Genomic DNA, 14,054 nt, shown 5'->3' with positions numbered 1-14,054 from the left:
CCCTGCTTCAGCACAAACTCTTTCGTTCCCGCTAATCTTTTAAATCACACTCCGCAGACTCACGTCCGCAGGGCAGATAAAATCTCCTGCTCTGTCCCGCATGCGTAATATGCAGAACAGCTTAATTCTTGTCCGGATAAGCTGAAAATTGTCTTTCTGTCTCTCAACGCCCACCAGAACGCTTCTGGTGTTGTAAGGTTAAGCCTCACGGGTCATTAGTACCGGTTAGCTCAACGCATCGCTGCGCTTACACACCCGGCCTATCAACGTCGTAGTCTTCAACGTCCCTTCAGGACCCTTAAAGGGTCAGGGAAGATTCATCTCGAGGCAAGTTTCGCGCTTAGATGCTTTCAGCGCTTATCTTTTCCGCACTTAGCTACCGGGCAATGCCATTGGCATGACAACCCGAACACCAGTGGTGCGTTCACTCCGGTCCTCTCGTACTAGGAGCAACCCCTCTCAATCTTCCAGCGCCCACGGCAGATAGGGACCGAACTGTCTCACGACGTTCTAAACCCAGCTCGCGTACCACTTTAAACGGCGAACAGCCGTACCCTTGGGACCTACTTCAGCCCCAGGATGTGATGAGCCGACATCGAGGTGCCAAACACCGCCGTCGATATGAACTCTTGGGCGGTATCAGCCTGTTATCCCCGGAGTACCTTTTATCCGTTGAGCGATGGCCCTTCCATTCAGAACCACCGGATCACTATGACCTGCTTTCGCACCTGCTCGAGCCGTCACTCTCGCAGTCAAGCCAGCTTATGCCATTGCACTAACCTCACGATGTCCGACCGTGATTAGCTGACCTTCGTGCTCCTCCGTTACTCTTTAGGAGGAGACCGCCCCAGTCAAACTACCCACCAGACACTGTCCCCACGCCGGATTACGGCGCCAGGTTAGAACATCAAACGTTAAAGGGTGGTATTTCAAGGTTGGCTCCACGCAGACTGGCGTCCACGCTTCAAAGCCTCCCACCTATCCTACACATCAAGGCTCAATGTTCAGTGTCAAGCTGTAGTAAAGGTTCACGGGGTCTTTCCGTCTTGCCGCGGGTACACTGCATCTTCACAGCGAGTTCAATTTCACTGAGTCTCGGGTGGAGACAGCCTGGCCATCATTACGCCATTCGTGCAGGTCGGAACTTACCCGACAAGGAATTTCGCTACCTTAGGACCGTTATAGTTACGGCCGCCGTTTACCGGGGCTTCGATCAGGAGCTTCTCTTGCGATAACCCCATCAATTAACCTTCCGGCACCGGGCAGGCGTCACACCGTATACGTCCACTTTCGTGTTTGCACAGTGCTGTGTTTTTAATAAACAGTTGCAGCCAGCTGGTATCTTCGACTGGCTTCAGCTCCGCGAGCAAGTCGCTTCACCTACGCACCAGCGTGCCTTCTCCCGAAGTTACGGCACCATTTTGCCTAGTTCCTTCACCCGAGTTCTCTCAAGCGCCTTGGTATTCTCTACCTGACCACCTGTGTCGGTTTGGGGTACGATTCGTTGTTACCTGATGCTTAGAGGCTTTTCCTGGAAGCAGGGCATTTGTTACTTCAGCACCGTAGTGCCTCGTCATCACGCCTCAGCCTTAAGGCATTCCGGATTTACCTGGAACACCAGCCTACACGCTTAAACCGGGACAACCGTCGCCCGGCTAACATAGCCTTCTCCGTCCCCCCTTCGCAGTAACACCGAGTACAGGAATATTAACCTGTTTCCCATCGACTACGCCTTTCGGCCTCGCCTTAGGGGTCGACTCACCCTGCCCCGATTAACGTTGGACAGGAACCCTTGGTCTTCCGGCGAGCGGGCTTTTCACCCGCTTTATCGTTACTCATGTCAGCATTCGCACTTCTGATACCTCCAGCAGACCTCACAGTCCACCTTCAACGGCTTACAGAACGCTCCCCTACCCAACAACACGTAAGTGTCGCTGCCGCAGCTTCGGTGCATGGTTTAGCCCCGTTACATCTTCCGCGCAGGCCGACTCGACCAGTGAGCTATTACGCTTTCTTTAAATGATGGCTGCTTCTAAGCCAACATCCTGGCTGTCTGTGCCTTCCCACATCGTTTCCCACTTAACCATGACTTTGGGACCTTAGCTGGCGGTCTGGGTTGTTTCCCTCTTCACGACGGACGTTAGCACCCGCCGTGTGTCTCCCGTGATAACATTCTCCGGTATTCGCAGTTTGCATCGGGTTGGTAAGCCGGGATGGCCCCCTAGCCGAAACAGTGCTCTACCCCCGGAGATGAGTTCACGAGGCGCTACCTAAATAGCTTTCGGGGAGAACCAGCTATCTCCCGGTTTGATTGGCCTTTCACCCCCAGCCACAGGTCATCCGCTAATTTTTCAACATTAGTCGGTTCGGTCCTCCAGTTAGTGTTACCCAACCTTCAACCTGCCCATGGCTAGATCACCGGGTTTCGGGTCTATACCCTGCAACTTAACGCCCAGTTAAGACTCGGTTTCCCTGCGGCTCCCCTATACGGTTAACCTTGCTACAGAATATAAGTCGCTGACCCATTATACAAAAGGTACGCAGTCACACCACGAAGGTGCTCCCACTGCTTGTACGTACACGGTTTCAGGTTCTGTTTCACTCCCCTCGCCGGGGTTCTTTTCGCCTTTCCCTCACGGTACTGGTTCACTATCGGTCAGTCAGGAGTATTTAGCCTTGGAGGATGGTCCCCCCATATTCAGACAGGATATCACGTGTCCCGCCCTACTCTTCGAACTCACAGCAAGTGCATCTTTGTGTACGGGAGTGTCACCCTGTACCCTGCGACTTTCCAGACGCTTCCACTGATGCACAAACTGATTCAGGTTCTGGGCTCCTCCCCGTTCGCTCGCCGCTACTGGGGGAATCTCGGTTGATTTCTTTTCCTCGGGGTACTTAGATGTTTCAGTTCCCCCGGTTCGCCTCGCAACACTATGTATTCATGTTGCGATAGTGTGTCGAAACACACTGGGTTTCCCCATTCGGGTATCGCCGGTTGTTGCGGTTCATATCACCTTACCGGCGCTTATCGCAGATTAGCACGCCCTTCATCGCCTCTGACTGCCAGGGCATCCACCGTGTACGCTTAGTCACTTAACCTCACAACCCAGAAGATTCTGGCTGCGTGACCCGTCTGAACTGCGGCGTTGCTCCGGTGCTCGCAACTGCTCATGGACATGAAGTCCACTGCGCGTTGCTGTGCGCCGGGCGCCCTGCATTTCAGCCGTTCACTCAGCCCTCAGCTTTCTGAGGAGTAAGCATTTGAGAGACTCGACTGTATCGTGTTGTTTCATTCTTATTACGGAGAATGAAAACGATACGTCGTTTCAATTTTCAGCTTGTTCCGGATTATTAAAGAGCATAATACTTCGCAGCACACCATTGCCGGTACGCTCTGAAGTATTGTCAGAAAACTGCATGGTGGAGCTAAGCGGGATCGAACCGCTGACCTCCTGCGTGCAAGGCAGGCGCTCTCCCAGCTGAGCTATAGCCCCATACAGTTACTGCAGAGACCTTCCACTACCACTCAACGTGAGTTCACCTGTCGCTGTGAGGCGGCAAATGTTAATTTTTGCTCATGCAGGGCATGCGGATGGGAAGTTTACCTGAGGTAAACGACCGCGCGCATAACGCAGCATGAGTGAAAATTTGGTAGGCCTGAGTGGACTTGAACCACCGACCTCACCCTTATCAGGGGTGCGCTCTAACCACCTGAGCTACAAGCCTGTAGAGGTTTTTCTGCTCGTTACTTTTTCATCAGACAATCTGTTGTGGACACTACGCGGGAAGGTATCTTCAGGTAAGGAGGTGATCCAACCGCAGGTTCCCCTACGGTTACCTTGTTACGACTTCACCCCAGTCATGAATCACAAAGTGGTAAGCGCCCTCCCGAAGGTTAAGCTACCTACTTCTTTTGCAACCCACTCCCATGGTGTGACGGGCGGTGTGTACAAGGCCCGGGAACGTATTCACCGTGGCATTCTGATCCACGATTACTAGCGATTCCGACTTCACGGAGTCGAGTTGCAGACTCCGATCCGGACTACGACGCACTTTGTGAGGTCCGCTTGCTCTCGCGAGGTCGCTTCTCTTTGTATGCGCCATTGTAGCACGTGTGTAGCCCTGCTCGTAAGGGCCATGATGACTTGACGTCATCCCCACCTTCCTCCGGTTTATCACCGGCAGTCTCCTTTGAGTTCCCGACCGAATCGCTGGCAACAAAGGATAAGGGTTGCGCTCGTTGCGGGACTTAACCCAACATTTCACAACACGAGCTGACGACAGCCATGCAGCACCTGTCTCACGGTTCCCGAAGGCACTAAGGCATCTCTGCCAAATTCCGTGGATGTCAAGAGCAGGTAAGGTTCTTCGCGTTGCATCGAATTAAACCACATGCTCCACCGCTTGTGCGGGCCCCCGTCAATTCATTTGAGTTTTAACCTTGCGGCCGTACTCCCCAGGCGGTCGACTTAACGCGTTAGCTCCGGAAGCCACTCCTCAAGGGAACAACCTCCAAGTCGACATCGTTTACGGCGTGGACTACCAGGGTATCTAATCCTGTTTGCTCCCCACGCTTTCGCACCTGAGCGTCAGTCTTTGTCCAGGGGGCCGCCTTCGCCACCGGTATTCCTCCAGATCTCTACGCATTTCACCGCTACACCTGGAATTCTACCCCCCTCTACAAGACTCTAGCCTGCCAGTTTCGAATGCAGTTCCCGGGTTGAGCCCGGGGATTTCACATCCGACTTGACAGACCGCCTGCGTGCGCTTTACGCCCAGTAATTCCGATTAACGCTTGCACCCTCCGTATTACCGCGGCTGCTGGCACGGAGTTAGCCGGTGCTTCTTCTGCGGGTAACGTCAATGAGCGAGGTTATTAACCTCACCCCCTTCCTCCCCGCTGAAAGTACTTTACAACCCGAAGGCCTTCTTCATACACGCGGCATGGCTGCATCAGGCTTGCGCCCATTGTGCAATATTCCCCACTGCTGCCTCCCGTAGGAGTCTGGACCGTGTCTCAGTTCCAGTGTGGCTGGTCATCCTCTCAGACCAGCTAGGGATCGTCGCCTTGGTGAGCCATTACCTCACCAACAAGCTAATCCCATCTGGGCACATCCGATGGTGTGAGGCCCGAAGGTCCCCCACTTTGGTCCGTAGACGTTATGCGGTATTAGCTACCGTTTCCAGTAGTTATCCCCCTCCATCGGGCAGTTTCCCAGACATTACTCACCCGTCCGCCACTCGTCACCCAGAGAGCAAGCTCTCCTGTGCTACCGTTCGACTTGCATGTGTTAGGCCTGCCGCCAGCGTTCAATCTGAGCCATGATCAAACTCTTCAATTTAAAAGTTCGATTTGCTTCAACAAGTGAAGCGATGCTCAAGTGTAAAACGTCATAATGAATTTCATTATGTGTTCACTCTTAAGACTTGATATTTTTTGCGCCTTGCGGCGCTGATATCAATCCTGCGAGTGCCCACACAGATTGTCTGATAAATTGTTAAAGAGCAGTGCCACATAATCTCGTGTGGCGCGGGGTGCAGATATTACGCTTTCCCGCTGAAGAGTCAAGGAATTTCTCACTTTTCTCTTCCTGACCCGGTGACCGTTAAGCCGTTGTTCCGTGTCAGTGGAGGCGCATTATAGGGAGTTCCTGACGGGTGACAAGCCCTAAATGCAAAAAAGATTCTAACCGGCTGTTTTTTACCCATAATCCTCATTGAGAGAGAGTTTTTCGAGCTTTTCAAAGCCATATCGCTTTAAAACGGGCAATAACTGTACAGCACGGTCGGTAATTTCCAGACAAAAAGCAATATTGTCATCGGCAGACTTCGCCGCTGGCGATTCGTTTTCTAATAGCCAGGCCGTTCTGCGGGCAATGGCAGCACCGGAATTCACTAACCGGGTACCCTCGGGAAGAACCTGTTGCAGCTCTTCATTAAGCAAAGGAAAGTGCGTGCAGCCCAGTACGACCGTATCCGGCGGCTCTTTCATTCTCAGCCAGGGTTGCAGGATGCGCCGCACGTCATCCAGCGCTACAGGGTGACCGTGAAGTTTAGCTTCCGCCAGTTCAACCAGTTCGGCCGAGCCCAGCATCTCCGTTTTACACTCACTGGCGAAGCGCTCAACCAGTTCGTGTGTATAAGGGCGCTTAACGGTGCCGCGCGTAGCCAACAGGCCAACAACCCCGTTACGGGTGAGGCGAGCAGCAGGTTTGATAGCAGGAACAACGCCGACGACGGGGAACGCAAAGCGCTCGCGCAGGGCGGGCAGCGTGACGGTACTGGCTGAGTTACAGGCGATAACGGCCAGCGCGAGGGGATAACGTTTGGTGACTGCGCTAACGATTTCAACCACCCGCTCCACAATAAACGCCTCTGATTTTTCACCGTAGGGAAAAGCGACGTTATCGAAGACATATATATAGTGCAGATCCGGCAGCAGCTGTCGGATCTCATCGTAGACTGAAAGCCCCCCAACGCCGGAGTCAAAAACCAGCACGCTGGGACGCGGGTCAGAAGGTGTAGCTACCGCTGAGGTAATACTCTCTTCCCGGGGTTTGATAGCCATAGACTGTCTCGTAATCTTTATCAAACAGGTTGGCTATTCTACCACGAACGGTTAGCTGAGAGGTGACAGGATACGACGCAGCAAGATCCCACAGGCTGACGCCACCCAGCTTAACGGTACGGGGTGTGGTTGAAGCGTTATAGTCTTTGTCATAACGCTCTCCCAGATACTGATAGCTTACCGACCAGCCCACGTCATACAGTGTATAGTCCAGCTGATACTTCACCTGCTGCTTAGCACGGCGAGCAAGGATTTCATTCGTCGTACCGTTACGGGGGTCCACATAGTCGTAAGAGACGGAGTGACTGACCGGGCCGGTATCGAAAGAGGCCGTTGCCTCAATACCTTTGATCTTCGCCTTATTAATATTGTAATAGCGGAAAGTAGCTGGATCGCTGTCGATAAGACTGTCGATATCATTACGGTAGCCCGACAACCGCCAGTTCACCGGGCCGGCAAGGCCTTCAAAGCCCCCTTCCCACTGCTTACTTTCTTCCGGATTAAGATCGCGATTGCCGTAAATAGCGCTATAAACCTGACTCAGATTAGGCGCTTTGAAGGCTGTTCCGTATGAAGCGAAAACGCTGTAGCCCTCAATAAATTCCCATGAGGCGCTGCTCTGCCAGGTGTTATGCCAGCCAAACGTGTTGTTATCATCACCACGCACTGCCCCCTCCAGCGTCACGCTTCCCAGCTTCTGCTGAGTCGTGGCGTAAATACCGGTATTACGCTGCTGCTCTCCTTTACTCACGTAATTGGTATTCGGCTGTGAAATTTGCTGTTGCCAGTCCACGCCTGCGCTGACGGTGCCATTGCCCAGGGCCAGCGTATTGCCCCATTGCAGATTGTACTGCTCAACGTCATCCAGCGTCGCGGGATCAGCGTAACGGCCACGACGCGGATCGTAGTTATAGTCTTTCGTGTGGCCGTAGCTGGCGATAAGCTGGGTGGCGTAGCCGTCACGGTTGAAGCGCAGGCCGGTGTCCCAGGTCTGGTTATAAAGCTGGCGCGTATCGACCCGCGCACCCGGTACGCTATAGCTCAGGCTCCCGTCATAGGCCGTACGGTTATCAAAGCCATAGCCCCGAATAAACCCGCTGATTTCATCATCAAACTGATGCTCCACTGAGCCATACAGCGTTTTACTCATGAAGCCGTCGCGATCTTTCTGTGCCGGATCGCCGTAGATATCAGGATAGCCCGCGACAACGTCGTAGCCTTTGGTATAGGTATAGTTGCCGGCCAGGGTGATACGGGTGGCGCTGTCCAGCATCTGCTGGACAGACGCGTCGTAAGACTGATAGCCGTTAGAACCGATACCTTCGGTCAGCGAAGTCCCAGGCCTGTCGCGCAGGGTGATGATATTCACCACGCCGCCAATAGCATCGGAACCGTACACGGCCGATCGTGCGCCGCGGACGTATTCGATACGCTGTACCAGCGAAAGGGGAATTTGGCTGAGGTCGGAAGAACCGCTAATGCCCGCCTGATTCAGGCGAATACCGTCGATCAGCACCAGCACATGTCGGGATTCTGTGCCGCGAATAAACAGCGAACTTTGCTGGCCTAACCCCCCGCTTTGCGCAATATCCACCCCGGGTAAACGACGCATCACGTCAGCCACACTCTTCGCCTGCCAGCGATCAATCTCTTCTCGCGTGACGACAGAGGTCGGGGCTAAAACCGAAGATATGGGCTGGGCAAAGCGGCTCGCGGTGGTCACCAGCGTGCCCCCAGCCCCCTCTGCCACGCTATCCTGCGCCCAGAGATAAATCGCCGTGGCAACAACGGCCAACGGTATTGGCATTTTCTTTGTCATTAATGAAAAGAGATCCAAAAAATCATGAAGGTTGCCGCGTAAAATCCATCCCTTACGCGCGAGGATCGTTTGGCTATGGACCAGAATGCGCATCTTATGTTCAAAACTAGTCGAGATCCATGACTCACAAGCCTGAATTAGCAGCATGGCGCGCAATGCTGGACATTGAGTGGCGAATCCCTACAATCGCCGGGCAATAAAGCTCCATTAACTCAGGAAATACCATGACGCCCGAAAAGCTGCCGACAGAACACTATGATGCCCAACTTGAAGAGAAGGTCAGCCGTCTGAAGACGCTGATGACGCCTTTCACCGCTATGGATGTCGAAGTTTTTCGTTCGCCGGTCAGCCATTACAGGATGCGCGCGGAATTTCGTATCTGGCACGAGGGGGATGACCTTTATCACATCATTTTCGATCAGCAGACGCGCCAGCGCATTCGCGTAGATAGCTTTCCCGCCGCCAGCCAGATAATCAACGATCTGATGCCCAGGCTGATTGAAGCGCTGCGCGATAACAAAGTACTGCGCTATAAGCTGTTCCAGCTTGATTATCTGTCGACAATGAGCAACCAGATTGTCGTGTCGATGCTTTATCATCGTAAGCTAACCGACGAATGGCAGCAGGCCGCCGCTGAACTGCGTGACAGCCTGCGGTCAGAAGGCTTCGATCTGCAGCTGATAGGCCGTGCCACCCGAACAAAAATCTGTCTGGATCGTGATTTCGTCGATGAGTGTCTGCCGGTGGCCGGAAAGGATATTGTCTATCGGCAGGTTGAAAATAGCTTTACCCAGCCGAATGCCGCGATGAATATTCAGATGCTGGAATGGGCGCTGGAAGTCACAAAGAATGCCCGGGGTGATTTGCTGGAGCTGTATTGTGGTAACGGCAACTTTTCGCTGGCGCTGGCGCGTAACTTCAGGCGCGTGCTGGCAACAGAAATTGCAAAACCCTCCGTCGCTTCAGCACAGTACAACATTGCCGTGAACCAGATTGAAAACGTGCAGATTATACGCATGTCGGCTGAGGAATTTACCCAGGCCATGAAGGGTACGCGTGAATTCCGTCGGCTGGAGGGAATAGATCTGACGGGCTACGAATGCGAGACGATTTTTGTCGATCCCCCTCGCAGCGGCTTAGATGAGGATACGGTGAAAATGGTGCAGGCTTATCCACACATCCTCTATATTTCCTGCAATCCACAGACGCTTTGCGAAAATCTGGCCGTGCTGTCGAAAACGCATGAGGTGACGCGTCTGGCGCTGTTCGATCAGTTCCCCTACACCCACCATATGGAGTGTGGCGTACTGCTAACCGCGCGAAAAAATAACGCATCTGTAGAACGATAAGCGAAAGCCAGGCGTAATCTCATTGAGAGAGCGGCATTTATAATCTTTACGCCTGGTTCAAAAAATTATTTTTTCGTAAGGCCTCCACAAAAAAGATGGAAAGCCGGAAAGAGTGATAGTGTCGTCAGTCTTATATTACGTTTTACGTTGACTGCCCTTCTTTAAAATATATTCATTTTCCTCAAATAACCTGTAGCGGAGAAAGTATATAGGGTGAGACACCGTCCACAATGAGTAAAATCGCCACACTGCGCAGCAGAACGACATTACCATACCACCAGACTTTACCCTTATAAAAGTTGAGAAAGAGGAAAGCAGCACAGAACATGGCCGCGTAGTAGGGTAGCTGATTCAGGCAGTCTAAAAGGAAGATTCCCAGATAAACATAGCCCCGGGTGGGGATAGTATACTCCTCAAGAACGGTATAATATGAGATATAACCCTGGACTAACTAACTGACTATATGCCTCATCAAAAAACCAGCTGTATAAAAACATTATCGTTTCTCCAAGGGCGGAGGCGACAAGCAGGAATATCGTCAGGATACAGATAATACGTAACCCTGGGGTAAGCCGGGTAAAAGGAACTTCATCCTCATCCATCATTATTTTGCTCTCCATGCAAAATTAAGCTGTCAGACCTTTATTTCAGCGACATTGACTTTAGATTATAATGACCTGTAAAGTCCCGCACCGGATAAACAGCAAATAAATATCCGACAAACAGAAAGATATTATCTCTCTAACGATTTCGTTTGAGTCTTAACACAAGCCAGAATACCAGCGCAACCATCAGAACGGTTGGAATGAAGTTTGAACCAATAGCAGGATATTCTGCGCGAACGATAGCGCTGTAAAGCAGAATACCTAACAGAAAAAAACCGGCGGCAAGCGGTGGCATTCCGTCCGGCATGGATCGGTTCAAATAGCGATGGTGCAGGCACCAGGCGGACAGCCCCAGCGTAATAAGCGGGAAAATTGAGAACGGCACCAGGGAACTGAATAACACCGAAAACGTTCCGTTGATCGCAAGACCGCTGAGAAATGCCAGCAACAGCGTGCCTCTGTCCCGACCTGTAGGTAAACTCATATCACTCTCCTTAACCATGAGATTCAAGCGTCACCGCCAGCTTCTCCTGTTCACGTCGATACCAGTAATAAGCGCCCTTCGAAATCATTCGCAGCTGAAGCACCAGCCTCTCTTCAAGCTGACGGCGTTGTTCAATATCAATATCCAACGCCTCGGCTCCGGCGTTAAAGACTATAATCACCATTGCCTCGGCCTGCGCCTCGGTGAAACTGCGCGGCATACGGTTCTCGAGTTCGAGGTAGTCCGCCAGTTCGGCAATAAAATGCTGGATCTCGCGCGCAACAGCCGCGCGGAAGGCCGACGATGTGCCTGACCGTTCCCGTAAAAGCAGACGGAAAGCATTGGGATTATTACCGATGAATTCCATAAAGGTAGAGACGGACGTGCGGATCACGCTGCCGCCCTTGGCGATACGCTGACGCGCCTGACGCATTAGCTGGCGCAGCATCAGTCCACTCTCGTCGACCATGGTTAAGCCAAGCTCATCAACGTCACGAAAGTGACGATAGAATGAGGTAGGAGCAATACCCGCTTCCCGGGCAACCTCCCGCAGGCTGAGGCTGGCAAAGCTTCGCTCGGCGCTGAGCTGGCTAAATGCCGCCTCAATCAGCGAACGACGTGTTCGTTCTTTTTGCTGTGCTCTGACGCCCATATCTATGCCTGTTTTACCTGCCAGGCTGGCACTATAACAAAAATTTCAGCGTACAGTTGCATCAACTTTGTTATCGCCTGTTAACTCAACGCTTTGTCAAATGATGGCAAAATTAGCGGTTAGAATTGGGAAGTGGCCGTCAGGATGTTAGAATATCGTTGAAAAATTGTATAAAAATATAGGACGTATCAGTATGCAACAGTCTTATGATTATGATGCCATCGTTATTGGTTCAGGTCCCGGCGGCGAGGGTGCCGCGATGGGCCTGGTCAAACAGGGCGCAAAGATCGCAGTCATTGAGCGTTATCACAATATTGGCGGCGGCTGCACGCACTGGGGAACGATCCCCTCCAAGGCCCTGCGCCACGCCGTTAGCCGCATCATTGAGTTCAATCAAAACCCGCTTTACAGCGATCATACCCGCCTGCTTCGCTCTTCTTTTGCCGATATCCTGAATCACACAGAAAACGTGATAAGTCAGCAAACGCGTATGCGTCAGGGATTCTATGAGCGAAACCGCTGTGAGCTGTACCAGGGTGATGCACGCTTTCTTGATGCCAATACGATTGAAATTCAGACCCACGACGGTACGGTCGAACGCCTTACCGCAGAGAAATTTGTTATTGCCTGTGGCTCGCGACCTTATCACCCGGTCGACGTCGACTTTACCCATCCGCGCATTTACGACAGCGACTCTATCCTCAATCTGCACCATGAGCCGGGCCACGTCATTATTTATGGTGCCGGAGTCATAGGGTGTGAATACGCTTCAATCTTCCGTGGGTTGAACGTGAAGGTCGATCTGATCAATACCCGCGATCATCTGCTGGCCTTTCTCGATCAGGAGATTTCTGACTCGCTCTCTTATCACTTCTGGAACAATGGCGTGGTGATTCGCCACAACGAGGAGTTTGAGAAGATTGAGGGGACCAGCGATGGCGTGATTATGCACCTGAAGTCGGGCAAGAAAGTGAAGGCCGATTGCCTGCTGTACGCTAATGGCCGTACGGGTAACACCGATTCACTCTCCCTGGAAAATGTAGGCCTGGAAGCGGATGGGCGGGGCCTGCTAAAGGTCAACAGCATGTATCAGACCGCACAGCCGCATATTTACGCGGTGGGCGATGTCATTGGGTATCCAAGCCTCGCCTCAGCAGCCTACGATCAGGGACGTATTGCCGCACAGGCGCTGATTAAGGGTGAGGCCAACGCGCATCTGATTGAGGATATCCCAACGGGAATTTATACCATTCCTGAAATCAGCTCCGTGGGGAAAACCGAGCAGCAGCTCACGGCGCTGAAGGTGCCTTACGAGGTGGGTCGTGCGCAGTTTAAGCATCTGGCTCGCGCGCAAATTGTGGGGATGAACGTCGGGAGTTTGAAGATTCTCTTCCACCGCGAAACTAAAGAGATCCTTGGGATCCACTGCTTTGGTGAACGCGCGGCCGAGATTATTCATATCGGCCAGGCCATTATGGAGCAGAAGAACGGTGGCAACACGATAGAGTACTTCGTGAATACCACCTTTAACTACCCCACCATGGCTGAGGCATATCGCGTGGCGGCGTTAAACGGCCTAAACCGCCTGTTTTAACGCGCTGCCCAGGTAGCCCTGCATATGCGTACGGATCTCCTCTGCCAGCTGCTCATAGCGGCTGCGCAGCGGTGAACCCGGCCGATACACCAGCGCAATGGTGCGCTGCGGCTCCGGTTTGTAACAGGGCAGATAGCAGACGCCATCGCGCACGCGTTCTTTCGGCACGGCCAGTGCGGGCAGTAGCGTTATGCCGCTTCCTGCCGCGACCATGTTGCGCAGCGTTTCGAGGCTGGTCGCGCGAAAATGCGTATCTTCATCCGCCCCGGCCTGGAAACAAAAGCCCATTGCCTGGTCACGCAGGCAGTGCCCGTCTTCCAGCATCAGCAGCTTTTCACCCGCCAGATCGGACATTGGCACGCGATCGCGGTCATGCCACGGGTGGTCCTGGTAAATAGCCAGCTTCATGGGTTCATCGAACAGGGGCACTTCGATAAAGGCTTCAGACTCTTTCACCAGCGCCAGAATGGCACAATCCAGTTTACCGCTGTCGAGCTGCGCCAGCAGCTGCTGCGTCTGCGCTTCATGCAGATACATTTCAAGTTTAGGGAACGTTTTGTGCAGCGTAGGGATGATCTGCGGCAGCAGATAAGGGCCTACAGTTGGGATCAGTCCAATGTGCAGCGGCCCGGACATGGCATCGCCCTGCTGGCTTGCCATCTCCTTTAGCACCTTAACTTCCCGCAGTACGGTACGTGCCTGGTCCACCAGCAGCAATCCAGACTGAGTGAACAGGACTTTACGGCTGGTTCGCTCCAGAAGCATTACACCCAGCTCGTCCTCAAGCTTGCGGATTTGACCGCTGAGGGTGGGCTGACTCACGTGGCATGCATCCGCAGCACGACGAAAATGGCGGTGTTCCGCCAGCGCTACAAGGTATTCAAGATCGCGAATATTCATCTTATCCTCCGGGCCACGATAGTCCGTGGCGATAGATAGAATAGCAATCAACGATTATCCCTATCAAGCCTTAAAAGTAATAA

General features: G+C 52.8%; 7 protein-coding genes, 2 tRNA genes and 2 rRNA genes. 2 read left to right on the top strand and 9 right to left on the bottom strand.

The window, feature by feature from the left end; all coding sequences use genetic code 11:
- Window positions 1-194: 194 nt before the first annotated feature.
- From AAGR22_RS00810 to btuB, 6 genes are all read right to left on the bottom strand, one after another.
- Window positions 195-3,099: ribosomal RNA gene (locus tag AAGR22_RS00810) — 23S ribosomal RNA — on the bottom strand.
- Window positions 3,100-3,418: 319 nt separating this feature from the next.
- Window positions 3,419-3,494, bottom strand: a tRNA-Ala gene (locus AAGR22_RS00805).
- 155 nt (window positions 3,495-3,649) lie between these two features.
- Window positions 3,650-3,726: transfer RNA gene (locus tag AAGR22_RS00800), tRNA-Ile, on the bottom strand.
- Window positions 3,727-3,800: 74 nt separating this feature from the next.
- Window positions 3,801-5,342, bottom strand: a 16S ribosomal RNA gene (locus AAGR22_RS00795).
- Together the 16S and 23S rRNA genes with 2 tRNA genes alongside form the textbook arrangement of a ribosomal RNA operon.
- Before the next feature lie 359 nt (window positions 5,343-5,701).
- Entirely contained in the window at window positions 5,702-6,568 is an 867-nt protein-coding gene (gene murI, locus AAGR22_RS00790; protein ID WP_345829752.1) for a glutamate racemase, read from the bottom strand.
- Entirely contained in the window at window positions 6,513-8,387 is a 1,875-nt protein-coding gene (btuB, locus tag AAGR22_RS00785; RefSeq protein WP_345829750.1) for a TonB-dependent vitamin B12 receptor BtuB, read from the bottom strand. The genes murI and btuB overlap by 56 nt, the downstream gene beginning before the upstream one ends.
- Before the next feature lie 224 nt (window positions 8,388-8,611).
- Between btuB and trmA the strand changes: the two genes are divergently transcribed.
- Window positions 8,612-9,736 carry a tRNA (uridine(54)-C5)-methyltransferase TrmA gene (gene trmA, locus AAGR22_RS00780; RefSeq protein WP_345829748.1) on the top strand — a complete coding sequence of 375 codons (1,125 nt, stop codon included), beginning with the start codon at window positions 8,612-8,614 and terminating at the stop codon, window positions 9,734-9,736.
- Window positions 9,737-10,477: 741 nt separating this feature from the next.
- Here the strand turns inward: trmA and AAGR22_RS00775 are convergent.
- Both AAGR22_RS00775 and fabR read right to left on the bottom strand, forming a co-directional pair.
- Window positions 10,478-10,825, bottom strand: coding sequence for a YijD family membrane protein (locus tag AAGR22_RS00775; RefSeq protein WP_067709439.1), 348 nt, complete (start codon window positions 10,823-10,825; stop codon window positions 10,478-10,480).
- A gap of 10 nt (window positions 10,826-10,835) precedes the next feature.
- Entirely contained in the window at window positions 10,836-11,477 is a 642-nt protein-coding gene (fabR, locus tag AAGR22_RS00770) for an HTH-type transcriptional repressor FabR (protein ID WP_067709437.1), read from the bottom strand.
- A 193-nt stretch (window positions 11,478-11,670) separates the two neighbouring features.
- Between fabR and sthA the strand changes: the two genes are divergently transcribed.
- Window positions 11,671-13,071, top strand: coding sequence for a Si-specific NAD(P)(+) transhydrogenase (gene sthA / locus AAGR22_RS00765; RefSeq protein WP_067709468.1), 1,401 nt, complete (start codon window positions 11,671-11,673; stop codon window positions 13,069-13,071).
- On the opposite strand, the gene oxyR is transcribed toward sthA, so the two are convergent.
- The gene (oxyR, locus tag AAGR22_RS00760; RefSeq protein WP_067709435.1) at window positions 13,054-13,971 is read right to left on the bottom strand and encodes a DNA-binding transcriptional regulator OxyR; all 918 of its coding nucleotides are present in this window, start codon (window positions 13,969-13,971) and stop codon (window positions 13,054-13,056) included. The two genes, sthA and oxyR, sit on opposite strands and share 18 nt — an antisense overlap.
- Window positions 13,972-14,054 lie beyond the last annotated feature (83 nt).

Source organism: Erwinia sp. HDF1-3R, from assembly GCF_039621855.1.
Classification (GTDB): domain Bacteria; phylum Pseudomonadota; class Gammaproteobacteria; order Enterobacterales; family Enterobacteriaceae; genus Erwinia.
The sequence above is the reverse complement of the archived record's forward strand: the minus strand, read 5'-3'. Positions and strand labels throughout refer to the sequence as shown.

Bases quoted from the DNA above. Each gene is read 5' to 3' on its own strand.
- sthA (WP_067709468.1), top strand. From the start codon at position 11,671: ATGCAACAGTCTTATGATTATGATGCCATCGTTATTGGTTCAGGTCCC.
- btuB (WP_345829750.1), bottom strand. From the start codon at position 8,387: ATGACAAAGAAAATGCCAATACCGTTGGCCGTTGTTGCCACGGCGATT.
- trmA (WP_345829748.1), top strand. From the start codon at position 8,612: ATGACGCCCGAAAAGCTGCCGACAGAACACTATGATGCCCAACTTGAA.
- AAGR22_RS00775 (WP_067709439.1), bottom strand. From the start codon at position 10,825: ATGAGTTTACCTACAGGTCGGGACAGAGGCACGCTGTTGCTGGCATTT.
- fabR (WP_067709437.1), bottom strand. From the start codon at position 11,477: ATGGGCGTCAGAGCACAGCAAAAAGAACGAACACGTCGTTCGCTGATT.
- oxyR (WP_067709435.1), bottom strand. From the start codon at position 13,971: ATGAATATTCGCGATCTTGAATACCTTGTAGCGCTGGCGGAACACCGC.
- murI (WP_345829752.1), bottom strand. From the start codon at position 6,568: ATGGCTATCAAACCCCGGGAAGAGAGTATTACCTCAGCGGTAGCTACA.